Source organism: Serratia plymuthica, assembly GCF_018336935.1.
In the GTDB taxonomy this organism is placed as follows: domain Bacteria; phylum Pseudomonadota; class Gammaproteobacteria; order Enterobacterales; family Enterobacteriaceae; genus Serratia; species Serratia plymuthica_B.
In genome coordinates, this window is record NZ_CP068771.1 from 791772 (window position 1) to 813502 (window position 21731).

General features: G+C 59.9%; 19 protein-coding genes and 2 pseudogenes. 13 read left to right on the forward strand and 8 right to left on the reverse strand.

The window, feature by feature from the left end:
* Positions 1–56 precede the first annotated feature (56 nt).
* Positions 57–644 carry a TetR/AcrR family transcriptional regulator gene (locus JK621_RS03730; protein WP_212558698.1) on the forward strand — a complete coding sequence of 196 codons (588 nt, stop codon included), beginning with the start codon at positions 57–59 and terminating at the stop codon, positions 642–644.
* Here the strand turns inward: JK621_RS03730 and JK621_RS03735 are convergent.
* Positions 568–726 (reverse strand): annotated as a pseudogene (locus JK621_RS03735) (AraC family transcriptional regulator); the annotation flags it as partial. The gene JK621_RS03730 and the pseudogene JK621_RS03735 overlap by 77 nt on opposite strands.
* Between JK621_RS03735 and JK621_RS03740 the strand changes: the two are divergent.
* The 3 genes and pseudogenes from JK621_RS03740 to ppnP all read left to right on the forward strand — a co-directional run.
* A pseudogene (locus JK621_RS03740) lies at positions 726–890 on the forward strand (nuclear transport factor 2 family protein); the annotation flags it as partial. The pseudogenes JK621_RS03735 and JK621_RS03740 sit on opposite strands and share 1 nt — an antisense overlap.
* A gap of 47 nt (positions 891–937) precedes the next feature.
* Complete coding sequence (locus tag JK621_RS03745; protein ID WP_212558699.1) at positions 938–1138, forward strand: YaiA family protein; 201 nt, start codon at positions 938–940, stop codon at positions 1136–1138.
* 317 nt (positions 1139–1455) lie between these two features.
* Complete coding sequence (gene ppnP, locus JK621_RS03750; protein ID WP_212558700.1) at positions 1456–1743, forward strand: pyrimidine/purine nucleoside phosphorylase; 288 nt, start codon at positions 1456–1458, stop codon at positions 1741–1743.
* A gap of 66 nt (positions 1744–1809) precedes the next feature.
* On the opposite strand, the gene rdgC is transcribed toward ppnP, so the two are convergent.
* Complete coding sequence (rdgC, locus tag JK621_RS03755; RefSeq protein WP_006321205.1) at positions 1810–2721, reverse strand: recombination-associated protein RdgC; 912 nt, start codon at positions 2719–2721, stop codon at positions 1810–1812.
* Between the two features lie 88 nt (positions 2722–2809).
* A complete protein-coding gene (locus JK621_RS03760) occupies positions 2810–5422 on the reverse strand; it encodes an ATP-binding protein (RefSeq protein ID WP_212558701.1) in 2613 nt (870 codons plus the stop codon).
* Positions 5423–5563: 141 nt separating this feature from the next.
* Here JK621_RS03760 and JK621_RS03765 point away from each other — a divergent pair, with 141 nt between their 5' ends.
* The 6 genes from JK621_RS03765 to JK621_RS03790 all read left to right on the forward strand — a co-directional run bounded on the left by JK621_RS03765 (position 5564) and on the right by JK621_RS03790 (position 11777).
* Complete coding sequence (locus JK621_RS03765; protein WP_212558702.1) at positions 5564–7084, forward strand: sugar ABC transporter ATP-binding protein; 1521 nt, start codon at positions 5564–5566, stop codon at positions 7082–7084.
* A 28-nt stretch (positions 7085–7112) separates the two neighbouring features.
* Positions 7113–8102: an ABC transporter permease subunit gene (locus tag JK621_RS03770; RefSeq protein WP_212558703.1), complete on the forward strand. Its 990-nt coding sequence runs from the start codon at positions 7113–7115 to the stop codon at positions 8100–8102.
* A gap of 99 nt (positions 8103–8201) precedes the next feature.
* Complete coding sequence (locus tag JK621_RS03775; protein ID WP_006323889.1) at positions 8202–9143, forward strand: ABC transporter substrate-binding protein; 942 nt, start codon at positions 8202–8204, stop codon at positions 9141–9143.
* A 61-nt stretch (positions 9144–9204) separates the two neighbouring features.
* Positions 9205–9891, forward strand: a complete 687-nt coding sequence (locus tag JK621_RS03780) for a D-lyxose/D-mannose family sugar isomerase (protein ID WP_212558704.1) — start codon at positions 9205–9207, stop codon at positions 9889–9891.
* A gap of 12 nt (positions 9892–9903) precedes the next feature.
* Positions 9904–10764: a ketose 1,6-bisphosphate aldolase gene (locus JK621_RS03785; RefSeq protein ID WP_212558705.1), complete on the forward strand. Its 861-nt coding sequence runs from the start codon at positions 9904–9906 to the stop codon at positions 10762–10764.
* Positions 10764–11777, forward strand: coding sequence for a carbohydrate kinase family protein (locus tag JK621_RS03790; RefSeq protein ID WP_212558706.1), 1014 nt, complete (start codon positions 10764–10766; stop codon positions 11775–11777). Before JK621_RS03785 ends, JK621_RS03790 begins: the two co-directional genes overlap by 1 nt.
* Here JK621_RS03790 and JK621_RS03795 read toward each other — a convergent pair.
* Entirely contained in the window at positions 11752–12492 is a 741-nt protein-coding gene (locus JK621_RS03795; RefSeq protein WP_212558707.1) for a response regulator, read from the reverse strand. The two genes, JK621_RS03790 and JK621_RS03795, sit on opposite strands and share 26 nt — an antisense overlap.
* Before the next feature lie 192 nt (positions 12493–12684).
* Here JK621_RS03795 and mak point away from each other — a divergent pair, with 192 nt between their 5' ends.
* The 3 genes from mak to JK621_RS03810 all read left to right on the forward strand — a co-directional run bounded on the left by mak (position 12685) and on the right by JK621_RS03810 (position 14311).
* Positions 12685–13593 (forward strand): fructokinase, encoded by a 909-nt coding sequence (gene mak / locus JK621_RS03800; RefSeq protein WP_212558708.1) that lies wholly within the window; start codon positions 12685–12687, stop codon positions 13591–13593.
* A 101-nt stretch (positions 13594–13694) separates the two neighbouring features.
* Complete coding sequence (locus tag JK621_RS03805) at positions 13695–13928, forward strand: type II toxin-antitoxin system Phd/YefM family antitoxin (protein WP_212560116.1); 234 nt, start codon at positions 13695–13697, stop codon at positions 13926–13928.
* The gene (locus JK621_RS03810) at positions 13925–14311 is read left to right on the forward strand and encodes a type II toxin-antitoxin system VapC family toxin (RefSeq protein ID WP_212558709.1); all 387 of its coding nucleotides are present in this window, start codon (positions 13925–13927) and stop codon (positions 14309–14311) included. The genes JK621_RS03805 and JK621_RS03810 overlap by 4 nt, the downstream gene beginning before the upstream one ends.
* Before the next feature lie 2 nt (positions 14312–14313).
* Here JK621_RS03810 and licT read toward each other — a convergent pair whose 3' ends face one another.
* The 4 genes from licT to sbcD all read right to left on the reverse strand — a co-directional run bounded on the left by licT (position 14314) and on the right by sbcD (position 21544).
* The gene (licT, locus tag JK621_RS03815; RefSeq protein WP_212558710.1) at positions 14314–15156 is read right to left on the reverse strand and encodes a BglG family transcription antiterminator LicT; all 843 of its coding nucleotides are present in this window, start codon (positions 15154–15156) and stop codon (positions 14314–14316) included.
* Positions 15157–15430: 274 nt separating this feature from the next.
* Positions 15431–16798 (reverse strand): ethanolamine permease, encoded by a 1368-nt coding sequence (gene eat, locus JK621_RS03820; RefSeq protein ID WP_212558711.1) that lies wholly within the window; start codon positions 16796–16798, stop codon positions 15431–15433.
* Positions 16799–17060: 262 nt separating this feature from the next.
* Entirely contained in the window at positions 17061–20315 is a 3255-nt protein-coding gene (gene sbcC, locus JK621_RS03825; protein WP_212558712.1) for an exonuclease subunit SbcC, read from the reverse strand.
* Positions 20312–21544: an exonuclease subunit SbcD gene (gene sbcD / locus JK621_RS03830; RefSeq protein ID WP_212558713.1), complete on the reverse strand. Its 1233-nt coding sequence runs from the start codon at positions 21542–21544 to the stop codon at positions 20312–20314. The genes sbcC and sbcD overlap by 4 nt, the downstream gene beginning before the upstream one ends.
* Positions 21545–21731 lie beyond the last annotated feature (187 nt).

The window sequence follows — 21731 nt, forward strand, 5'->3', positions numbered from 1 at the left end:
TGAGCGCGGCCAACGGATGGCCTAAGATGATGCCCGATTGATAAGGAGAAAACACCATGGCGCGGGTATCAAAGCAACAAATGGAACGCAATCGCGAGGCGATTGAACAGGTGTCTTCACAACTGTTTCGTGAACGTGGCCTGAACGGCGTCAGCGTTAATGACCTGATGGCGGCGGTGGGGCTGACCCACGGCGGTTTCTATGGCCATTTTTCCTCCAAGGATGAGCTGGCGGCGGTAGCCAGCCGCAGAGCGGCGGCGGAGTCGGGCCAACGTTGGGAGGCGCTGAGCAGTCAGCCCGGCAAACACACTTTGCAAACCCTGGTTGACAACTATCTGGCCGTGAAACACCGGGACTGTCCCGCCGAAGGCTGCATGGTCACCGCGCTGGCCGGCGACGTAGCGCGGGAAGGGGCCGATAAACCCGTACGCCAGGCCTACCTGAGCGGCGCAAAATCGATGCTGGCGCGGCTGGAATCGCTGTCGCCATCGGAAGATGAACAACAGCGGCACCAGGAGGCTCTGGCGCAGATGGCGATGCTGGTGGGGGCGTTGACGTTGGCGCGGGCTACCTGCGGCGATGAGCTGTCGGAACAGTTTCTCGACGCGGCGCGCCAGGCGCTGCTGCCGAAGGACGTTGAGTAAAATATCTCCCCGGCGTGGTGCCGAAACGCTCGCGGAAGGCGGCGATATAGGCACTGACGTTGTCGTAACCGCAGTCACCGGCACCATCAGGTGCGGGTGGAAAAGCGCGACGGTGGCCGCGGCCTGGTCAAGGTGCTGGCGCATTTCACCGTACGCGACGGTAAGATCTGTGCTTGCGATGAGTTGACGCAGCTGCTGGAAGGCGAACATGGCGATCGCGATCTGGGGTCACGCGTGTCGGCGTAAACATGGCTGCTATACTTAACCTTGTGTGATCCACATGGGAGAACAGCATGCGCGAAAATGACCGACCAGGCTATCCGAGAACCGCTCGGGTGGTCGAAGTTGACCGGGGCGACCCCAGCTTGCATATGCATCGTTTTGAGGTGCGCACCGATGACATTGAGCCGAATACGCTGCTCAGTGAGCATTCGACCGAGCAGGAAGCGCTCGACGCCAAGCACCGCTACGAAGATCAGGCGCTGGAAGATTAACCTGCACACCCTATAGAAGCCGGCGTGATGCCGGTTTCTTTTTGTCTTTTGCTTAAGGCCGCTTCGTGCGCATTGATCTTGTCGGCCGCTGAGTTAATTAACTGATTCGAATACTAATAAAATATTATGGCGGCCGTTGTCATGCGGTGGTTAAGCGTCGTTTTTGTTGCGGATTCAGAACGGCTGGCCGGCGGCCGATCGCCGGGCAGAATTTTACTCTGCGCCACGATCGCATTTCGCGTGAAAAACCAGTGACAGATCAACCGCAATCCCCCAATATGGATTCCTCATAAAGTTGATTACGCGGGTGCCAGTCTATGCTGAAAGTGAACGAGTATTTTGCCGGAAAAGTGAAGTCTATCGGTTTCGATAGTAGCAGCATCGGCCTTACCAGCGTCGGTGTGATGGAAGAGGGTGAGTACACCTTCAGCACCGCCCAGCCGGAAGAGATGACGGTGATTACCGGCGCGTTGAAAGTGTTGCTGCCGGGCTCGCCGGACTGGCAGGTGTTCATGCCGGGTGAGAAGTTCTTCGTACCGGGCCACAGTGAGTTCAACCTGCAGGTGGCTGACGCTACCGCCTATCTGTGCCGTTACTTGAGTTAGTCGTTTTCCCTTTTTGTTGGGAAATCAGGGCTCTGCATGCAGAGCCCTTGGTGTTTTCAGGCAGAGTTAACGCTGGGCTTCGCCGCCCAGGGCTTCGATGGTGTTCTTGATTAACGCCGCCAGTTCACTGGTCATCAGGATAAAATCGGCGTCAAAACGTTGGGCGAAGTCGTCACGATCGATATCGTCATTCTGCTCACGCAGCGCATCGGCAAACTTCAGGCGCTTGAGCGAACCGTCGTCCGCCAGCACCAGTTGAATGCGTTCCTGCCAGTCCACCGCCAGTTTGGTCACCAGCTTGCCGGCTTCGATATGCACCGCAATTTCGTCGCTGATCAGGTTCTGCTTCTTGCAGCGGATCACGCCGCCGTCTTCCAGAATCGCCTTCAGTTCCGCTTCGTCCTGAATGATAAAACCGGCCGGCAGCTCGCCGGAGCGCACCCACTCGGTCAGCGTCAGCTCAATCGGGCTTTCCATGGTCAGCGGCACCACCGGCAGCGAACCCAGGCTTTTACGCAGCAGCGCCAGAGTATCTTCCGCGCGTTTGGCGCTGGCGGCGTCAACCATGATCAGGTCATTGACGGTGTCGATCCACATAAAGGTCTGGTTGAAACGGCTGAAGGCGCGCGGCAGCAGGCTGTGCAGCACCTCGTCTTTCAGCGCGTCTTTCTCGGTTTTTTTCAGTTTGCGGTGCTGTTCGCCTTCCAGGCGCTCAATCTTGGCCTGCAACTCTTGCTTGATGACCGGCGAAGGCAGGATTTTTTCTTCTTTGCGTGCGCAGATGACGATTTGGCCGTTAACCGCGTGCGTCAAGGCGTCGCTGTGGGAACCCATTGGGGAGACCCAGCCGGTTTTCGCCATGTCCTGGCTGCCGCAAGGGGTGAAAGCAAAAGCGCTGAGCTGTTTTTCCATTTCATCCGCGTTTAGCGCAACTTCGCGGCTCAAACGGTAAACCATCAAATTCTTAAACCACAGCATAATGTTGTCCCTAGCTGGGCGTGCAGTCGGCACGCTTGTTCATCAAAAGCAGGGCGGCATGATAACGAATCAGAGGCGAAAAATCGCCTCATTCCCTCTGAATTGCGTCGCCGGCCGCGTTTCTTCTCCGTGCCCGTTGCAGCGCCAGCGCCAGTTGCCGCTGGCTGAAAGGTTTGCGCAACAGCTCAACCTCAGTCAGATCTCCCTGAGGGTGGCGGCGCATATCCTGGCCGCTGATCAACAAGGCGCAGAGGTGCGGATTGATCTCCCGCGCTTGTTCAATCACCTGGGCGCCGCTCAGTTCGCCCGGCAGCATCAGGTCACTTATCAGCAGCGCTATGTCCGGCGTCTGGCGCAACAGCGCCAGCGCTTCCCGGCTGTCTGCGCTGTCCAGCGTCAGGTAGCCGAGCTGGTGTAAGTGCTCGCACAGCGTGTGGCGCACGTCGTTTTCATCTTCCAGTACCAGCACCAGATTGTCGGTGCCGTCGCTGTCGTCGAGCGGCAGCAGCGGAGCTTCCGTTACCGCCTGCATGGGCGCCCGGGGCAGTTGCAGACGCACCAGCGTGCCTTTGCCCGGCGCGGTTTCAATCTGCACCCGCCCGCCGGACTGGCGAACAAATCCGTACACCATCGACAGGCCCAGCCCGCTGCCGCTGCCGACCGCCTTGGTGGTGAAGAAGGGCTCGAACACCTGGGCCTTGACCTCCTCCGACATTCCGCAGCCGGCGTCTATCACTTCCAGCGCCACCATGTCCTGTTTTTTGCCGCTGCTGCGCACCACCCGCTGGTTATAAATACGGATCTTCACCACACCGCTGCGGCCCTCCATCGCATCCCGTGCGTTGACCACCAGATTGATTAACGCATTTTCCAACTGATTGGCATCGATCCACGCCGGCCAGCCGGGTTGTTGCGCCTCAATGGTCAGCGACAGCGTGGCGGGCAGCGAATGGCGCAGCAGTTCCTGCAGGTTTTCCACCAGCGTGCGCAGTGCTATGGCCTGCGGGTGCAGCGCCTGTTTGCGTGAGAACGCCAGCAGCCGTTGGGTGAGTTGCGCGCCGCGTTCGGCGGCTTTCAGCGCGCGGGCGATGCGTTGTGCGGTTTGCGCGTCCTGCGTTTGCCCGGTTGTCAGTTCCAGGCTGCCGATAATCACCGCCAGCAGGTTGTTAAAATCGTGCGCCAGGCCGCCGGTAAGTTGACCGACCGCCTTCATTTTCTGGCTGTGCAGCAGCGCCTCCTCCAGCGCCTTGCGCTCGGTGCGTTCCAGCACCACGTTCACCACCCCGCGGTTGGGCACCGGGCTGAAACGCAGTTCGACGGTGCGGCCGTCATCCAGACGCAGTTCCTGCGGCTGCGGCAGTTCGCTGGACAGATTGGCCAGCACCGCCTCCCAGCGCTGGCCCCGTGGCGGCGTTACGTGCTGCAGTAACTCGCGGTAGTGCTGGCCGCGGTGCAACTGGTGTTCGTTCAGCCCCAGCAGCAGCGGGTATTGCGGGTTCCACACCACCAGTTGTCCGTCGTTATCAAACAGTGCAAAACCGTCGCGCATCGCCAGGAACGTGGTTTCCAACTGGGTGCTTTTTTCTTTCAACAGGCGAGAGGTTTGTTCCAGCGAGGCGGTATTGCGGGCAAACACGTTGAAAGCCCGCGCCAGTTCACCCAGTTCATCGCGGCGTTGCAGTGCCGGCACGCTGACGTCGCGTTCGCCGCGCGCCAGCCGCGTCATGGCGTTGGCGATCGCCGTCAGGTTCGAACCTAGGTTGCGGTAGATATACAGCCCGGCGAAACCGGTGATCACCAACGCCAGCAGGGCGAACAGGCCGATAAATATGCTGATGGAGCTGAGCTCGTGGTGCGTCTGGTGGGTGCGCAGCTCCGACTCGTTCGCCACCTTTTGCACGTACAGGTTGATGTCGTCGTTGAGCATCGCGACTAACGCTTTGATATGGTAGGTATAATAGGCGAGTGCCAGGTCGCTTTGCTCCAGTTCCAGCGTTTCGGGCAGCAGGCGCTGCTCGCTGGCGCGAAACTGCCGCATTTTCTCGTCCACCAACGCATCCGGGCTGTGCTGCGGCCAGTAGACCATGACGCTGTCGAGTTGCTGGGCGGCCGCCTTGGGCGTTGGCGTCTGAATGGCGATTGCCAGCAGCCGGTCAATCTGGCCGAGCAGCGGCTGCGTAGGCTGGTCCAGATTATCGCGTTGGCTCAGGCTGGTGATATGCCGCAGCGTGCTCTGCGTCTGATACAGCCCGCTGAGCAGGACGTTGCGTTGCAGGTGCCGCGCGTGCCCGAGTTCCAGCATGCGGGTGACGCTGGTTTCCAGCGCGTTGCTGCGGCTGATGATGCGCTTGACCAGCGCCGGTTCGCTGTGGGCCAGCGGGGCATCCGCCAGCCGGTTGAGAGACGCCTGCAGCGCCAACTGGGTCTGTTTCAACCGGGCGGATTCGCTCTGGTACTCCAGCGCGCCAACCACCTGCGAAAGCCGAATGGCGGCGGTGGCGACGTTCGACGTATCCCGGCTCAGCGCCATGCTGCCGTTCATCTCTTTCAGCGTTTGCGCCTGCACCTGTTCCTGCAGCTTGCCCGCATGCTTAAAGCCGACGATCGCCACGCCGCTGACCATCAGCGTCACCGCCACCACCAGCAGGTTGAACATCAGCAGGCGCCCACGCGCACCGGCAAGGAAAGGCAGTCTGCGCATCGTATCTCCCGTAACTGACTGTTCGCAGTATAAATCCCCGTTCCATTAACAATATGACAAACATGAACGGGCGCTGACATTTTGCATTTATTTATGCGTGGTTAACTGCATGTAATCCGAACCGCAGCCTGAGGTATGACGATGAGCGTGACCCCGATTTTGGAAATGCACAACATCGCCAAGAGTTTTGGTCAGTTTTATGCGCTGAAAGGCGTCGACCTGACGGTATATCGCGGTGAGATCCACGCGCTGATGGGTGAAAACGGCGCGGGTAAAAGCACGTTAATGAAAATATTGGCCGGCGCGTATATCGCCAGCAGCGGGGAAATTTTTATCGATGGGCAGCCGTTCGCCATCAAAGGGCCAAAAGACGCCCTGGCGGCAGGTATCACGCTGATTTACCAGGAAATGAATTTGGCCCCCAACCTGACGGTGGCGGAGAACATTTTTCTGGGCAGCGAGATCCAGCGCGGCGGCCTGGTGAAACGCGGACAGATGTTGCTGGAGGCGCAGAAGGTGATCGACAGGCTGGGCGCGCAGTTCAGCGCCGGCGATCGGGTGATGAAATTAACCATCGCCGAGCAGCAGCAGGTGGAAATCGCCCGCGCGTTGCATCGCAACAGCCGCATTCTGGTGATGGACGAACCTACGGCGGCGCTCTCTTCGCGCGAAACGCATCGGCTGTTCGAGCTGATCAAACGCCTGCGCGATGAGGGTATGGCGATCATTTACATCAGCCACCGCATGGCGGAAGTGTACGAACTGTCGGATCGCGTCAGCGTGCTGCGTGACGGCCAGTACGTCGGTAGCCTGACGCGCGACAAGCTGTCCGCCAGCGAGCTGGTGCGCATGATGGTGGGCCGCCCGCTGAGCGATCTGTTCAATAAGGAGCAGGGGATTGCGGTGGGCCAACCGCGCCTGACGTTGCACGGGCTGACCGACGGCAAAAAAGTCAAGCCGGTCAGCCTGCAGGTGCGCGCCGGCGAGATTGTCGGCCTTTCCGGGCTGGTGGGCGCCGGGCGCTCTGAACTGGCGCAGCTGATTTTCGGCGTGCGCAAGGCGAGCGGCGGCACTGTGGAGATCGACGGTAAAACGGCCAATATCCATTCGCCGCGCGACGCCATCGCTTTGGGCATCGGTTTTCTCACCGAAAACCGCAAGGAGCAGGGGCTGTTTCTCGATCTGGCGGCGCATGAAAATATCGTTATGGCAACGCTGGAGCGCGATGGCCGCTACGGCCTGCTGAATCGCCGCAAGGCGCAGAGCATTTCCAGAGACGCTATCGGTCTGCTGAATATCCGTGTGCCGCATGCTCAGGTGCGCGCCGGCGGCTTGTCCGGGGGCAACCAGCAAAAGCTGCTGATTTCACGCTGGGTGGCGATCGGTCCGCGCATTTTGATCCTCGATGAACCCACGCGCGGCGTCGACGTCGGCGCCAAGAGCGAAATCTACCGCATCATGAGCCAGATGGCGCAGCAGGGGGTGGCGATCCTGATGATCTCCAGCGAACTGCCTGAGGTGGTCGGGATGAGCGATCGGGTTTACGTCATGCACGAAGGCAGTATCGCCGGTGAACTGAGCGGCAGCGACATTACTCAGGAAAACATCATGACGTTGGCCACCGGCGTCGAAACAGCCGTGGAAATCGCCGGCCATGAATAATTCAATCCGTACGCTCAAGGAGCCTGCCATGACTTCGAATCCGCTGCCGCCCGGCGCAAAAAATCCCACGCTGAAACGGGCGTTAATGGGCGATATGATGCAAACCGTCGGCATTCTGCCGATCCTGATCCTGATCGTCGCGGTTTTCGGCTTTGTCGCGCCGAATTTCTTTACCGACGCCAACCTGCTGAATATCGCCCGTCAGGCGTCGATTAACATCGTGCTGGCGGCGGGCATGACTTTTATCATTCTTACCGGCGGCATCGACCTCTCGGTCGGTTCGATGCTGGGCACCACGGCGGTGGTGGCGATGGCGGTTTCCCTGATGCCGGGCATGGCCGGGCTGTCGATCCCGCTGGCGCTGTTGGCCGGGCTGGGTATGGGGCTGTTCAATGGATTTCTGGTGGCCTACGCAGGTTTGCCGCCGTTTATCGTTACGCTGGGTACCTATACCGCACTGCGCGGCGCGGCTTATCTGCTGGCGGACGGCACCACCATCATCAACTCGAATATCAGTTTTGAATGGATCGGCAATGCTTATCTGGGGCCGATTCCCTGGCTGGTGATTATCGCCTTTGCGGTGATCGCGCTGTGCTGGTTCATCCTGCGTCGCACCACGCTCGGGGTTCATATCTATGCGGTGGGCGGCAATATACAGGCCGCACGTCTGACCGGCATCAAGGTGGGTGCGGTGCTGCTGTTCGTCTACGGCATGAGCGGCCTGCTGTCCGGGCTGGGCGGGGTGATGAGCGCCTCCCGGCTCTACAGCGCCAACGGCAACCTGGGCATGGGCTATGAGCTGGATGCCATCGCCGCGGTGATCCTCGGCGGTACCAGCTTCGTCGGCGGCATCGGCACCATTACCGGCACGCTGGTGGGGGCGCTGATTATCGCGACCCTGAACAACGGCATGACGCTGATGGGGGTTTCTTATTTCTGGCAATTGGTGATCAAAGGGGCGGTGATCATCATCGCGGTGTTGATCGACAAATATCGCACCCGCAATTATCAGCATTAACTTACCCGAGTCTTTCAAGCTGCGGCGTGAGTGATAAAGAAAGGTTGGTGCCCACCGGGGCAGGTTTTTCGTAGATCTGAAAATAATGAGGAAAACACTATGCGTTTCAAGCCATTGATTACCGCTTTGTTGGTTACCGCCGCGCTCGGCAGCGCCTCTGTGGTTCAGGCGAAAGAATTGAAATCGATTGGGGTGACGGTGGGCGATCTGGCCAACCCGTTCTTTGTGCAGATCACCAAGGGCGCGGAGCTGAAAGCGCGTGAGCTGGCCGGTGACAAGGTGAATGTGACGCTGGTGTCGAGCGGTTACGATCTTGGCCAGCAGGTGGCGCAGATCGACAACTTTATCGCCGCCAAGGTCGATATGATCATCCTCAACGCCGCCGATTCCAAAGGCATCGGCCCGGCGGTCAAACGCGCCAAGGACGCCGGCATCGTGGTGGTGGCGGTAGACGTGGCGGCCGAAGGCGCCGACGCCACCATCACTTCGGATAACACCCAGGCGGGTGCGATGGCCTGTAAATACATCAGCGATCGCCTGAAAGAGAAAGGCAACGTGGTGATCATCAACGGGCCGCCGGTTTCTGCGGTGCAAAACCGGGTGGAAGGCTGCATGACCGAGCTGAAGAAACACCCGGATATCAAGCTGCTGTCCTATAACCAGAATGCCAAGGGCAGCCGCGAGGGCGGTCTGGAGATCATGACCTCGTTGCTGGCGGCCAATCCGAAGATCGACGGCGTATTCGCGATTAACGATCCGACGGCGATCGGCGCCGATCTGGCGGCCAAACAGGCGCAGCGCAGCGAGTTCTTTATCGTCGGCGTAGACGGTTCGCCGGACGGTGAAGAGGCGCTCAAGCGCGGCAATTCGCTGTTTGTGGCGACGCCGGCGCAGGATCCGCAGGTGATGGCGGCCAAGGCAGTCGAGATCGGTTACGACATTCTGCAGGGCAAACCCGCGCCAACCGGCCCGGTGCTGATCCCGGTGACCATGATCGATAAAAATAATATCGGCAGCTACAAAGGCTGGACGGTGAAATAACCTTCTGCCGACAGGGGCCGGCTCAGTCCGGCCCCTATTCATAACCACGCCCGGAGGTGCCATGAACCGTTCCGCCGTGAACCGGATCCTGCAGCAAACCCAGCACTTTTTTGCCCGCTTCGACGTCCATCTGCCGCCTTTCGCCCATTTCAGCCCGTCGGTCTGGCGGCAGCGCGATCGTCAGTCGTGGCAGGAGGTCTTCGATCTGAAACTCGGTTGGGATGTCACCGCGTTCGGCGGCGATGACTTTGCGCGCACAGGCCTGACATTGTTCACGCTGCGCAACGGTTCGCCCGGCGGCCAGCCCTATGCCAAATGTTATGCGGAGAAGATCATGCACTGCCGCGAAGCGCAGGTGACGCCAATGCATTTCCACTGGCGCAAACGCGAGGACATCATCAACCGCGGCGGCGGCAATCTGATCGTTGAACTGCACAACGCCGATGCCGATGAACGGCTGGCTGAGGGGGCGGTGACCGTTACCCTGGATGGTTGCCGGCAGACCCATGCGGCCGGTTCACGTCTGCGGTTGGCGCCGGGAGAAAGTATCTGCCTGACGCCGGGCATTTATCACAGCTTTTGGGGTGAGGAGGGCTTTGGTGACGTGCTGGTGGGCGAAGTCTCGACGGTCAACGATGACGACAACGACAACCGTTTCCTGACGCCGCTCAGCCGCTTCGGTCAAATAACGGAAGACCAGCCGCCGCAGTGGCTGCTGTGCAACGAATATTCGCGTTTTATCGATTAAAGGAGAACGGTTATGGCACTGATTTCACTGGCGCAGGGGTTGGCGCACGCTCGTCAGCACGGCTACGCGCTAGGCGCGTTCAACGTGCTCGACAGCCACTTCCTGCGTGCGCTGTTTGCCGCAGCGGAAGCGGCGCGATCGCCGTTTATTATCAACATTGCCGAAGTGCATTTTAAGTACGTCTCGCTGGAGTCGCTGGTGGCGGCGATTAAAAGCGAAGCGGCGCAGCACGCGATTCCGGTGGTGTTGAATCTGGATCACGGTTTGCATTTCGAGGCGGTGGTGCAGGCGCTGCGCCTGGGGTTCAGTTCGGTGATGTTCGACGGTTCCGGCCTGAGTTATGAAGAGAACGTACGCCAGACGCAGGAAGTGGTGCGCATGTGCCACGCGGCCGGGGTTTCGGTCGAGGCCGAGCTGGGCGCGGTCGGCGGCGACGAAGGCGGGGCGCTGTACGGCGAGGCCGACAGCAATAAATTCACCGATCCCCAGCGGGCGCGCGAGTTTGTCGGGTTGACCGGCATCGATGCGCTGGCGGTGGCGATTGGCAATGCGCACGGTAAATACAAGGGCGAGCCGAAGCTCGATTTCGACCGGCTGGCGGCGATCCAGCAGCAGGCCGGCATTCCGTTGGTATTGCACGGCGGTTCCGGTATCAGCGATGCCGACTTCAAGCGGGCGATTGGCCTGGGTATTCACAAGATCAATTTCTACACCGGCATGTCTCAGGCGGCGCTGGGCGCGATTGAGCAGCGGATGACGCAGCGCCACGCAATTTACGATGAGTTCGCCGAGGTGCTGTTGGCGGTGGAGCAGTCGATTAGCGAAGTGGTGCAGCAACAGATGCATATTTTCGGCAGTGCCGGGCGGCTGTAATGACCCGGCGCGGCATTGTCTCGGCCGGCAATATGCTGGTGGATCACGTCCATCAAATCGCTCACTGGCCGCAGCCGGGTTGGCTGGTGGAGATTGAACGCAGCCAGCGCTGCACCGGCGGCGCGCCGCTTAACGTACTGCTGACGCTGGCGCGGATGGAAACCGGGCTGCCGCTGGCGGCCGTCGGGCTGATCGGCTGCGACGCGGACGGCGACTACATCATGCAGATGCTGGCGCAGCACCGGGTTGACGGCCGCTGGGTGCGGCGCAGCGAAGGGGCGATGACCTCCATGACGCAGGTGATGACCGAACCGGGTGGGCAGCGAACCTTCTTCCATGCGCCGGGGGCCAATCGGTTGCTGGATCTGGATGCTTTCGACGGGCTGCACAGCGAACACAAAATTTTCCATCTCGGTTATCTGCTGTTGCTCGACAGCCTGGATCGCCCGGATGAGGCGTTCGGCACCCGCAGCGCGCGGCTGCTGGCGCAGATGCAGCAGCGCGGTTACCGGACGTCGCTGGATCTGGTATCGCGACAGGGCGATCCGCGCTACCGGCCGCTGGTTTTGCCGGCGCTGCGCTGGCTGGATTATCTGGTGATCAACGAGCTGGAGGCCGGCGAGTTTACCGGGCTGGCGCTGCGATCTGCCCAGGGCGCTTTGCAGCAGCATTTGATGGCGCAGGCCGCGCAGCAGCTGTTGCAGGCCGGCGTACGGCGAAGGGTGGTGATCCACTGCCCCGAAGGGGCGTACGGGCTGGAAAACGGCGGTGACGCGCGCTGGCAGCCCTCATGGCGCCTGAGCGAAGGCGAGATTGTCGGCAGCGTCGGCGCCGGAGATGCGTTTTGCGCCGGGGTGTTGTACGCCAGCCATGAAGACTGGCCTTTGGAGGAGACTTTGCAACTGGCGCACGCCTGCGCACGTTTCAATCTGCTGTGCGCCAACGCGATCGACGGCGCACGACCGTTACCGGAACTGCAGGCGTATATCAGGCGGCAGCCACCGGCTGGCTGACGTCGGCAGCGAAGACATAACCCAGCCCGCGGATGGTGCGGATCAGTTCGGGTTGATGCGGATTGATCTCGATCTTGCGCCTTAGCCGCATGATCAGCACGTCGATGGTGCGATCGAAGACCTCCAGCGTTTCGCTGTGGGTCAACTCCAGCAGGCGATCGCGGGTCAGCACTTTGCGTGCGTGCTGTACCAGCGCCAGCAGCAGGCCATATTCGCCCTGGGTCAGATCGACAGGTTGCCGTTGTGGATTGTGCAAGGTGCAGCGGGTGGCGTCCAGACACCAGCCGTTGAATTGCCAGCCTTCGGGCTTGCTCTGGCCGGCGGCAACCGGCTCCAGCGCCAGAGCGCCGGTACGCCGCAGCACCGCTTTGGCGCGGGCCACGACTACGCGCGGGTTGAAGGGTTTGGCGATGTAATCGTCGGCGCCCATTTCCAGGCCGACCACCACGTCAGACTCGGAACCGAGGCCGGTCAGCATCACTACCGGCAGATCCGGGCGCAGGCGGTGGATCTGTTGCAGCACCAGCAGGCCGTTGGTATCCGGCAGGATCAGATCGAGCAGCACCAGCGCAATGTCCGGCTGCTGGTTGAGTAAGGCCAGCGCTTCGCTGCCCCGGTGGCAGGCATGAACGGTAAATACGTGTTCATTGAGCACGTCGCAGAGCACGTCACAGATAGCGGGGTCGTCATCGACGATCAGTACGGCAGGTTTCATCGCTGCTCTCCGGATTTATTATGTGGAACCCTTTAAAAACAGTGTACCTGATGGCTAATTAATAAGCGGCAGCCGGTATGGGGTCTGATGCGGAAATTGCCGCCGCCGTCACATTCGGCGGCAAGGGGATGATCCCGCATGCCGGTTACAGTAGTCTGTAGCAATGTTGTTGTGCATTGAGGAGAAAAAATCGTGCGCATTGGTATCGATCTGGGTGGCACCAAAATTGAAGTGATCGCGCTGGCCAACGATGGGCATGAGCTGTTCCGCCATCGTATCGCGACGCCGCGTCATGACTATCAACAAACGCTGGATGCAATCACCGGCCTGGTGAAGCTGGCGGAGGAAAATACCGGGCAGCAGGGCTCTGTCGGCGTCGGTATTCCCGGTACGCTGTCGCCCTATACCGGGCTGGTGAAAAATGCCAACTCGGTCTGGCTCAACGGCCAACCCATGGATAAAGATCTGTCGGCGATGTTGGCGCGCGAAGTGCGCATCGCCAACGACGCCAACTGTTTGGCGGTGTCGGAAGCCACCGATGGCGCGGCGGCCGGTCAGAAAACCGTGTTTGCGGTGATTATCGGCACTGGCTGCGGCGCAGGCGTGGCGATTAACGGGCAGGCGCACTCCGGCGGTAACGGCATTTCCGGCGAATGGGGGCATAACCCTTTGCCCTGGATGGATGACGACGAACTGCGTTTTCGCACCGAGGTGCCTTGTTACTGCGGCAAACAAGGCTGCATCGAGACCTTTATCTCCGGCACCGGTTTCGCAACCGACTATGCGCGTCTGAGTGGCAACCCGCTAAAAGGCCATGAGATCATGACGCTGGCGGCGCAAGGTGATGCCCTGGCGGAGCGAGCCATCAGCCGCTATGAACTGCGGCTGGCGAAATCGCTGGCGCATGTGATCAATATATTCGATCCGGACGTGGTAGTGCTGGGCGGCGGCATGAGCAATGTGGACCGCTTGTATCAGCACGTGCCGCAATTGGTGAAATCCTGGGTATTCGGCGGCGAATGCGAAACGCCAATACGCAAAGCGATCCACGGCGATTCCAGCGGCGTACGCGGCGCGGCCTGGCTGTGGCCGCAGAGGTAACCCTTGCAAAAAAGCGCGAGCCTGTTCGCGCTTTAATCAATTCGCTGTACAAAAACTGGACGCCCCTCTATGCTTTAGCTAACTTAGCTAAGGAGACGCTCATGCCTATTCAGGCCAATATGCACGAAGCAAAATCTAACCTGAGCCAGTTGGCGGATAAAGCCGCAGAGGGAGAGACCGTGATCATAGCGAAAGCAGGGAAGCCGTACGTTCAGTTGACGGCGATTAAAGGTGAAGCGCGCAAGCCCGGTGCGGCCAAAGGTAAATTCACCGTACCGGAGGATATTAATGCCGGCGATGCGGACATCAGCGCATTGTTTGAGGGAGAAAAATGAGGCGACTGTTGCTGGATACCCACGCGCTGCTGTGGTGGCTGGTGGACAACGCCAGCCTGGGGCCGCTGACCCGCAATCTGATCGCCGATCCCGGTAACCTGGTTTACGTCAGCGCGGCGAGCGTATGGGAAATCTCGATCAAGCAGGCGTTGGGCAAGCTGCCGGTGCCGGAGGACATTTTTGATATCATTGAGGCGGAGGATTTTCTGTCGTTGCCGATAGTCGCTTTTCATAGCCAGCAGGCCGGGCAGTTACCGCAACACCATGGCGATCCTTTCGATCGCATGCTGATCGCCCAGTCGCAGGCCGAAGGTCTGACGCTGATCACCGCCGACGGCGTTTTCCCGCAGTATGGCATTCGGGTGTTCGACGCCCGGCGCTGATCCTATTTCACCTCGCTTTCGCTGCGCACCCGCTCGATATGAATGGTCAAAAACATCATCTCTTCGCTGGTCAGCTGGTGTTGGTAATATTTTTCGATATGCTGATTGATCTTGCCGGCACAGGCGAATGACTCGCGGTATTTCTCTTTCACTACCTGGTAGAGCGAATCATCGTCGCTGTCGACGTAGTTTTTCCCCAGCAGGCGCTGGGCGAAGAATTTCAGGTGAGTGACAAAACGGTGGTAACTCAGCGCTTCTTCGTTGTAATCAAAGCGGAAATGGTATTTGACGATATTAAGGATCTCCTGCATCACCCGGGTGATGTGCAGGGTGTTATGCATCTCGTCGTTCAACTGGGCGTTGACCAGATGCAGGGCGATGAAACCGGCCTCGTCCTCCGGTAAGGCGGTGCCCAGCCGCTGGGCGATAAGATCCAGCGCTTCCAGCCCGACGGCAAACTCGCCCGGATAGAGCTTTTTGATTTCCCACAGCAGCACGTTCTTGATGTCCAGCCCCTGGGTGTGGCGTTGCAGCGCAAAGTGGATATGGTCGGTCAGCGTGATATAGACGATGTTGTGCAACTTGCCCGGCAGGCGCTGGCGGGCAAGGGTGATGATTTTGTCTGCGGTGGTCACGCAGGCCAGCGGGATCTCCGCCAGCAGCTCTTTGTAGCGTTCGCCCATCTCACCGCCATTCGGAGTGAAGATCTTCTCGATCAGACTCTCATCCAGCAGATCGCCGACCTTCTTTTTAAAACCGATGCCGCGACCCATCACCACCGTTTCTTCCTGACGGTCGTCCAAGGTAATCACCGCGTTATTATTAAGTATTTTTGCGATTTTCATGGTTGTTCCCTGCTGTTTCAGCGCGCTGAAAACGAAAAAACCTGACGCACGGGAGCGATCCCATGCGTCAGGTTTTGCCTGTATTCGAATATTTCTCTTCCCCTGAACCGGCCGGGGGCTGCATGCCGCACCTGCATGAGTCCGAGTCATCGGGCAAGGCTACAGCTTGAAATTCTTAGGTATACAGTAGCAATCCTGTTATCAGCAGCATCATAACCCTTGTCAGCGGCGCCTCAACGCTTTTTGCCGGGGAGTGCCACCGCGGTCACACTTCTCAGTCGCTGCCGGACAGCATCAGATCCTGCGGTGCGTTGCGGCGCTGGGTTTTGGTCAGCAGGAAATAGAGATAACCGCAGGCCATCAGGGCGATAAACACCCCGCCGATCACCGGGTTAAACCACAGCATGGCGATCAGGCACACCAACGCCAGCACCAGCGCGATGGCCGGCACCAGCGGATAGCCGGGCGCCATGAAGCTGCGTTCCAGCTCCGGCGCAATGCGGCGCAGTTTGAACAGGCTGAGCATGCTCATCAGGTACATCACAATGGCACCGAAGACGGCCATGGTGATCATGGCGGCAGTAAGGCTCATGCCCTGCAGGTTGATCCAGCTGTCGCTGAAGATCGCGGCGATGCCGATCACGCCGCCGGCCAGGATCGCCCGGTGCGGCGTCTGGAAGCGCGACAGCTTGGCCAGCGAAGTCGGCAGGTAACCGGCGCGCGCCAGCGCGAAGAACTGGCGCGAATAGCCGAGAATAATGCCGTGGAAGCTGGCCACCAATCCAAACAGGCCAATCCATACCAGCATGTGCATCCAGCCGGAGTTCTCGCCGACCACCATTTTCATCGCCTGCGGCAACGGATCGTTGATGTTCGACAGTTTGCTCCAGTCGCCTGCGCCGCCTGCCAGCAGCATCACACCCAGCGCCAATACCACCAGCGTCAGAATGCCGGAAATGTAGGCGCGCGGAATGGTGCGTTTCGGATCCTTGGCTTCTTCCGCCGCCATTGCCGCACCCTCGATGGCCAGGAAAAACCAGATGGCAAACGGAATGGCGGCGAAGATACCGGACAGCGCCGCGCTGCCGAAATGATCGCTGCCCGCCCAGCCGTTGAGCACGAAGTTGCTGAAGCTAAAGCCGGGCGCCACTACGCCCATAAACACCAGCAGCTCAAAGACCGCCAGCACGGTGACGCAAAGTTCGAACAGCGCCGCCAGCTTCACGCCGAGGATATTCAGCGTCATAAAAATGGCGTAGGCACCCACCGCCGCCCACTTGGGGTTGAGCGCCGGGTATTGCACGTTGAGGTAAGCCCCGATCGCCATGGCAATCGCCGGTGGCGCGAACACGAATTCCACCAGCGTCGCCAGCCCGGCGATCAGGCCACCGGTTTCGCCAAAGGCGCGGCGGCTATAGGCGAAAGGCCCGCCTGCGTGAGGGATTGCGGTGGTCAGCTCGGTAAAGCTGAAGATAAAACAGCCGTACATGGTCGCCACTATCAGGGTAGTGATCAGGAAACCGAGCGTCCCCGCCACACCCCAGCCATAGCTCCAGCCAAAATATTCCCCGGAAATCACCAGCCCGACGGCAATACCCCAAAGATGCAGGGTGCCCAGGGTAGGTTTAAGTTGCATTGTCATGTCGTTCTCCCGCTCGAAAAAACCGCCTGCGCTGATAAAGAAGGTATCCAGCCACAACGTTGCAGGTTTTATGCCATGACAATGCCTGTCCGCCCGCGCGGGTGAGCCGCTAACGGCTACTAATCAAACCGAGAAGTCCACCGCCTGACCGCGCACCAAAAGTGAGCAGTCAGGGGGCGAGCATGCGCTTTTCTGGTGATTTCTTGACCGCCAAGGGGAGATGGTTTGGCATAGGTCCGCGCCGGTGGCGGCAACTGCCGACCTAGCTTTCCAGCCGAAACTGCGGTTCCAGCCGGCTGATCCCCAGTCCGTTGACCTTTTTCACCTTAATCTGCACCGGTATGCGTTCTTTCATCGCTTCGACATGGCTGATCACGCCGATGGTTTTACCGGAGGCATTCAGGCTGTCGAGCGCGTCCAGCGCGGTATCCAGGGTTTCCGCATCCAGCGTGCCGAAGCCTTCGTCGAGGAACAGCGAGTCGATGCTGGTTTTGTGGCTGACCAGGTCAGACAACGCCAGCGCCAATGCCAGACTGACCAGGAAACTTTCGCCGCCGGACAGGGTACGGGTGTCACGCAGCGCGTCCGCCTGCCAGGTATCCACCACCTGCAGTTCCAGCGCATCGCTGGTTTTGCGTTGCAACAGGTAGCGCCCATGCAGCCGCCCAAGCTGATTATTGGCCAGGTATACCAGATGATCCAGCGTCAGCCCCTGGGCAAACTTGCGGAATTTATCGCCTTCTTTGGAGCCGATCAGCTGATTGAGGTAGCTCCAGTCATCGTACTGCTGCTGGCTCTGGCTGATTTGCTCAAACAGCGATTGCTGATTGAGGCGGCGTGCGGCGTCGCTTTCCACTTGGTTGCGCACTTCGCCCTGGCGCAATTGCAAGGTTTTCAACTGCTGCGCAAGCACCTCCAGGCTCTGGCTCAGGGCTTGTGCGTCGGTCTGGGCTTCATCCACCTCCTCCGGGCGCTGTTGCCACTGTTGTTCCAGCGTCTGAACCGCTTGTGCCAGCAGGGCGCTGGCCTCCACCTGCCGCTGGTGCAACCGTTCTTTATGCTGCTGCAATTGCCGGCGTTGTGCGTCATCCAACAGCGCGGCGCTGAATGCGGCTTCGTCGCTGAATTCGCTGGCGGCCAGTGCTTCCAGCCAGGTTTGTTCTGCCTGTTGCAACCTCTCGCTCAGCCGTTGCTGCTGTTGTTGCAAGCCGGCAAGCTGGCCGGCCAGGCGATCGCGCTGCTCCTGAGCTTTCTGCCATTGTTCCGCCGCCTGATGGCTGGCCTGCTCGCAGGCGGCCTGTTGGGCACGCAGCTGTTCGCGCACCTGCGGAATGTGTTGTTCGCCAAACAGCGCCAGCCGCTGCGCGCGGTGTTCGCCGAGGGTTTTCTCGCCCTCTTGCCACTGCTGTTGCAGACGCTGTTGTTGCAACTGCGCGTCGGCGTGGTTTTTTTCCAGCAGGGTAAAGCGTTCGTCCAGCAACGCGTGTTGCTGTTGTGCTTGCTGCTGCCGTGCCTGCAGTTCGGCCAGCGCATCTTTCGCCTGCTGTACCGCCTGTGCTGCCTGTTCGTGCTGCGCCAGCCATTGCTGGCCCTGGCGTTCTTCGTTGTCGCAGGCATTCAGCCACTGGCTCAGGCGCTCGGCATCGTGCAGATCGAAATCAAACGCCAGCGGCGCGCTGAGGCTTTGCCACTGTTGGCGCTGGGCGGCGAGTTGCTGCTCGTCCTGCGCTATTTGCTGTTGTTGGCGCTGTTGCTGTTCCTTCAGGCTTTCGCAACGGGTGCGCAGTTCGGTGCCCTGAGTGTACAGCGCCTCGGTTTTGACGCGCATTTCCGCCAGGCGCAATGCCGTCTCGGAGGGTTTTACCGCCTGATATTGCTCAACGGCCGGATGGCTGGCGGAGCCGCACAGCGGGCAGGGCTCGCCGCTTTGCAACAGCGCGCGCTCGGCTTCCAGGCTGACGATGCGCTTTTCCAGCTCAAGGGCTTTTTCCACGTCCAACTGATGCGCTTTTTGCTGCTTGTAGTGCCGCCGCGTTTCTTCCAGTTGTTGCTCATGTTCGCCAAGCTGTGCCTGACGGGCGGTAAACTCTTTGCGCTGTTGTTCGAGCCGCTCATTGGTTTGGCGGAACAGCGAGGAGAGGGTGAACAGTTGCTGGCGTGCCGGGCGCAGTTCGGCCAACGCGGCCTGACGCTGGCGCAGCGCCGCCAGCGGTGACTGCGCTTCCAGCGCATTTTGCTGTTGTTGCCGTGCCATCAGCGCTGCGGTAAGGCCGTTAAGCGTCTCCTGATGCTGCCCGGCCTGCGCGGTCAGTTGGCTGCGTTGAACGTTTAACTGCTCCAGATCCGTTTTCTGCTGATGGCACTGGCGGGCGGCGTTGTCGCACGCCTGCTGCAATTCCGTCTGCGTTTTTTGCAACTGGGCAATCTGGTGGTCGAGCGGGACGACCTGCTCGTCGATCAGCCGCTGCTGAGTCTGCTGGCGTTCGGCCTGCGCCTGCTGCTCGGCGCGCGCTTTTTCCACCGCCTGCTGCAATGGCGCCATCTGCGCAAGCTGATGCTCCTGCTGCTGCGCCATTTGGGCGATCTGCTGTTGCAGCGCCTGCTGCTCGCTGCGGCAGCGGTGACGATCGTTATGCAGCGGCCGCAATTTCTCCGCCGGTTCGCTGCGCGCCAACTGCTGCAACTGCGGTTCGGCCGCCGCCAGCTCCTGTTGCACGACGGCCAACTGGCGTTGGTATTCCTGCTGCCGGTGCTGCGTTTGCTGCCACTGTTGCAGCCAGTTCAGTGCCTGTTGCTGTTGCCGGGCCTGCTCGCTGAGGGCGGTTTCCTGCGCGCTCAGCTCAACCAACTGGTTCTCCAGTTGCTGACGCTGTTCGTCATTCAGCAGTTCAATGCCGCTGGCGCGTTGATGCAAGGCGTCCAGATCGGCTTTAGCCTGTTTGTGCTGCTCGAAAACCCGTTCGGAAAGCTGGCCGTAAATCTCGGTGCCGGTCAGCTCTTCCAGCAGTTCGGCCCGGTCATTGGCATCGGCATTGAGGAAGGCGGCGAATTGCCCCTGAGACAGCATCATCGATTTGGTGAAGCGGCCGAAATCCAGCCCGGTGATTGCGGCGGTCAAATCCAGCTTGTCGCGGACTTTATCCGCCAGGATTTTACCGTCTTCACGCAGTGCCAGTTCCACCTTTGGCGCTTGCAGGTTGCCGTCCGGCGCGTTTTTGGCGCGGCGCTGGCTCCAGAAGGCGCGGTAGCCGACGCCCTTGACCTCAAATTCGACCTCCGCCAGCGATTCGGCGGTGTGGCGCGTCATCAGCTCATTTTGGCTGGGCGTCACGTTAAGGCGCGGTGTCTGGTGGTACAGCGCCAGACAGATGGCATCCAGCAGGGTGGTTTTGCCCGCGCCGGTTGGCCCGGTGATGGCGAACAGCCCATTGCTGGCAAAAGGCTCAGCGGTGAAATCGATCTTCCACTCGCCCTGCAATGAATTGAGGTTTTTCAGCCGCAGGCTCAGGATTTTCATTGGGTCGGCTCCTCGTCGTTGTGCCGTACGGCCTCGACCACCTGATGGAACATTTGGCGCATCCGCTGTTGGCGGGGCTCTGTGATTTCCGTCTCTTGCGCCAGCCGCCGCTCGAAGACCTCATCGACGCTCAGTTCATTGAGCGTTTCCTTGTCCTGCTGTTCAATGGCCTGGCGGCGCTGCTCTTTACTGCGGCGCAGCAATACCACCTCCACCGGCAGTTGATCCGCCAGCAGCTGGATACGGCGTTGAATGTCGCTGAGATAGTCTTGCGTGGCCACTTCGATATCCAGCCACACCGGCAGTTCCCCCCGATAATCGGCGAACTGCCGCAATTGTTGTTCGATCTGCGCCAAATCGCCCTTGATGAGTTGCATCGGTTGGAAACTGGGGATATCCAGTGCGGTGACCTGTTGCAGGGCGCCTTCGGCGAAATCCACCATAAACACGCTTTTGGGTTTGCCCAGCTCATCGAAACTGAGCGGGATAGGCGAACCGCTGTAGCGGATATGCTCGGATTTGGCGACGTTTTGCGCCCGGTGAATATGCCCCAACGCAATGTAATCGGCCGGCGGAAACGCCTGCGCCGGGAAGGCATCCAGCGTGCCGATGTAAATATCGCGCACCGAATCGGAGGTGGTAACCCCCACGGTGGTCAGGTGGCCGGTGGCAACGATAGGCAGCGCCAGACCGAGCGCGTCGCGACGCGCGCAGGCTGCCTGGTAAAGCTGCCGGTAGTGTTCCGCAATCGCCTCTTGCAGCGCCTGCTGTTTTTGCCCACCCGATTCGCCGGCGCGGCTGGTGAGCAGGTCACGCGGGCGCAGGAACGGGATGGCGCACAGCACCGCACCCGGTTGGCCGTCGCGTTGGTTCAGGACCAGGATTTGCTGTTCGATTTCAGTCTGCGCGTTGGCGATCACGGTCGTATTCAGGCAGGAAAGCAATTCACGCGATTCATTCAGGGTTGCCACGGAGTCGTGGTTACCGCCCAGCACCACCAGCTGGCAACCGGTGCGCTGCAGCTCGACCACAAAGCGGTTATACAGCTCGCGGGCATAGCTTGGCGGCGAGCCGGTGTCGAACAGATCCCCGGCGACGATCAGCGCATCCACTCGTTGCTGCTCTATTTGCTCGATCAGCCAGCGTAAAAAAGCCTGGTGCTCGGCGGCGCGGCTTTTGGTGAAAAAGTACTGGCCAAGATGCCAGTCAGAGGTGTGGATCAGGCGCATGACACTCCCGGGGCGATAAGCTGATGGCGGTGATTATAAAGGGGGCAGACTCTCCTGTCGTGACGCAATGATTATGACAACTGAATGATTTTTCTTTGAAGCTGGAAATAATCGCTATGCTTACTGGCTATAACAGGCTGTTTTTTTCATAAAAGTGTCACAAAACTGACGCATAATGGCGCCCGCA

Coding starts and splice junctions, on each gene's coding strand:
- rdgC (WP_006321205.1), bottom strand. CDS start 2,721: ATGCTGTGGTTTAAGAATTTGATGGTTTACCGTTTGAGCCGCGAAGTT.
- JK621_RS03785 (WP_212558705.1), top strand. CDS start 9,904: ATGGCACTGATTTCACTGGCGCAGGGGTTGGCGCACGCTCGTCAGCAC.
- JK621_RS03730 (WP_212558698.1), top strand. CDS start 57: ATGGCGCGGGTATCAAAGCAACAAATGGAACGCAATCGCGAGGCGATT.
- JK621_RS03765 (WP_212558702.1), top strand. CDS start 5,564: ATGAGCGTGACCCCGATTTTGGAAATGCACAACATCGCCAAGAGTTTT.
- sbcD (WP_212558713.1), bottom strand. CDS start 21,544: ATGCGCCTGATCCACACCTCTGACTGGCATCTTGGCCAGTACTTTTTC.
- sbcC (WP_212558712.1), bottom strand. CDS start 20,315: ATGAAAATCCTGAGCCTGCGGCTGAAAAACCTCAATTCATTGCAGGGC.
- licT (WP_212558710.1), bottom strand. CDS start 15,156: ATGAAAATCGCAAAAATACTTAATAATAACGCGGTGATTACCTTGGAC.
- JK621_RS03760 (WP_212558701.1), bottom strand. CDS start 5,422: ATGCGCAGACTGCCTTTCCTTGCCGGTGCGCGTGGGCGCCTGCTGATG.
- ppnP (WP_212558700.1), top strand. CDS start 1,456: ATGCTGAAAGTGAACGAGTATTTTGCCGGAAAAGTGAAGTCTATCGGT.
- JK621_RS03775 (WP_006323889.1), top strand. CDS start 8,202: ATGCGTTTCAAGCCATTGATTACCGCTTTGTTGGTTACCGCCGCGCTC.
- JK621_RS03770 (WP_212558703.1), top strand. CDS start 7,113: ATGACTTCGAATCCGCTGCCGCCCGGCGCAAAAAATCCCACGCTGAAA.
- JK621_RS03745 (WP_212558699.1), top strand. CDS start 938: ATGCGCGAAAATGACCGACCAGGCTATCCGAGAACCGCTCGGGTGGTC.
- JK621_RS03795 (WP_212558707.1), bottom strand. CDS start 12,492: ATGAAACCTGCCGTACTGATCGTCGATGACGACCCCGCTATCTGTGAC.
- JK621_RS03790 (WP_212558706.1), top strand. CDS start 10,764: ATGACCCGGCGCGGCATTGTCTCGGCCGGCAATATGCTGGTGGATCAC.
- JK621_RS03780 (WP_212558704.1), top strand. CDS start 9,205: ATGAACCGTTCCGCCGTGAACCGGATCCTGCAGCAAACCCAGCACTTT.
- eat (WP_212558711.1), bottom strand. CDS start 16,798: ATGACAATGCAACTTAAACCTACCCTGGGCACCCTGCATCTTTGGGGT.
- JK621_RS03810 (WP_212558709.1), top strand. CDS start 13,925: ATGAGGCGACTGTTGCTGGATACCCACGCGCTGCTGTGGTGGCTGGTG.
- JK621_RS03805 (WP_212560116.1), top strand. CDS start 13,695: ATGCCTATTCAGGCCAATATGCACGAAGCAAAATCTAACCTGAGCCAG.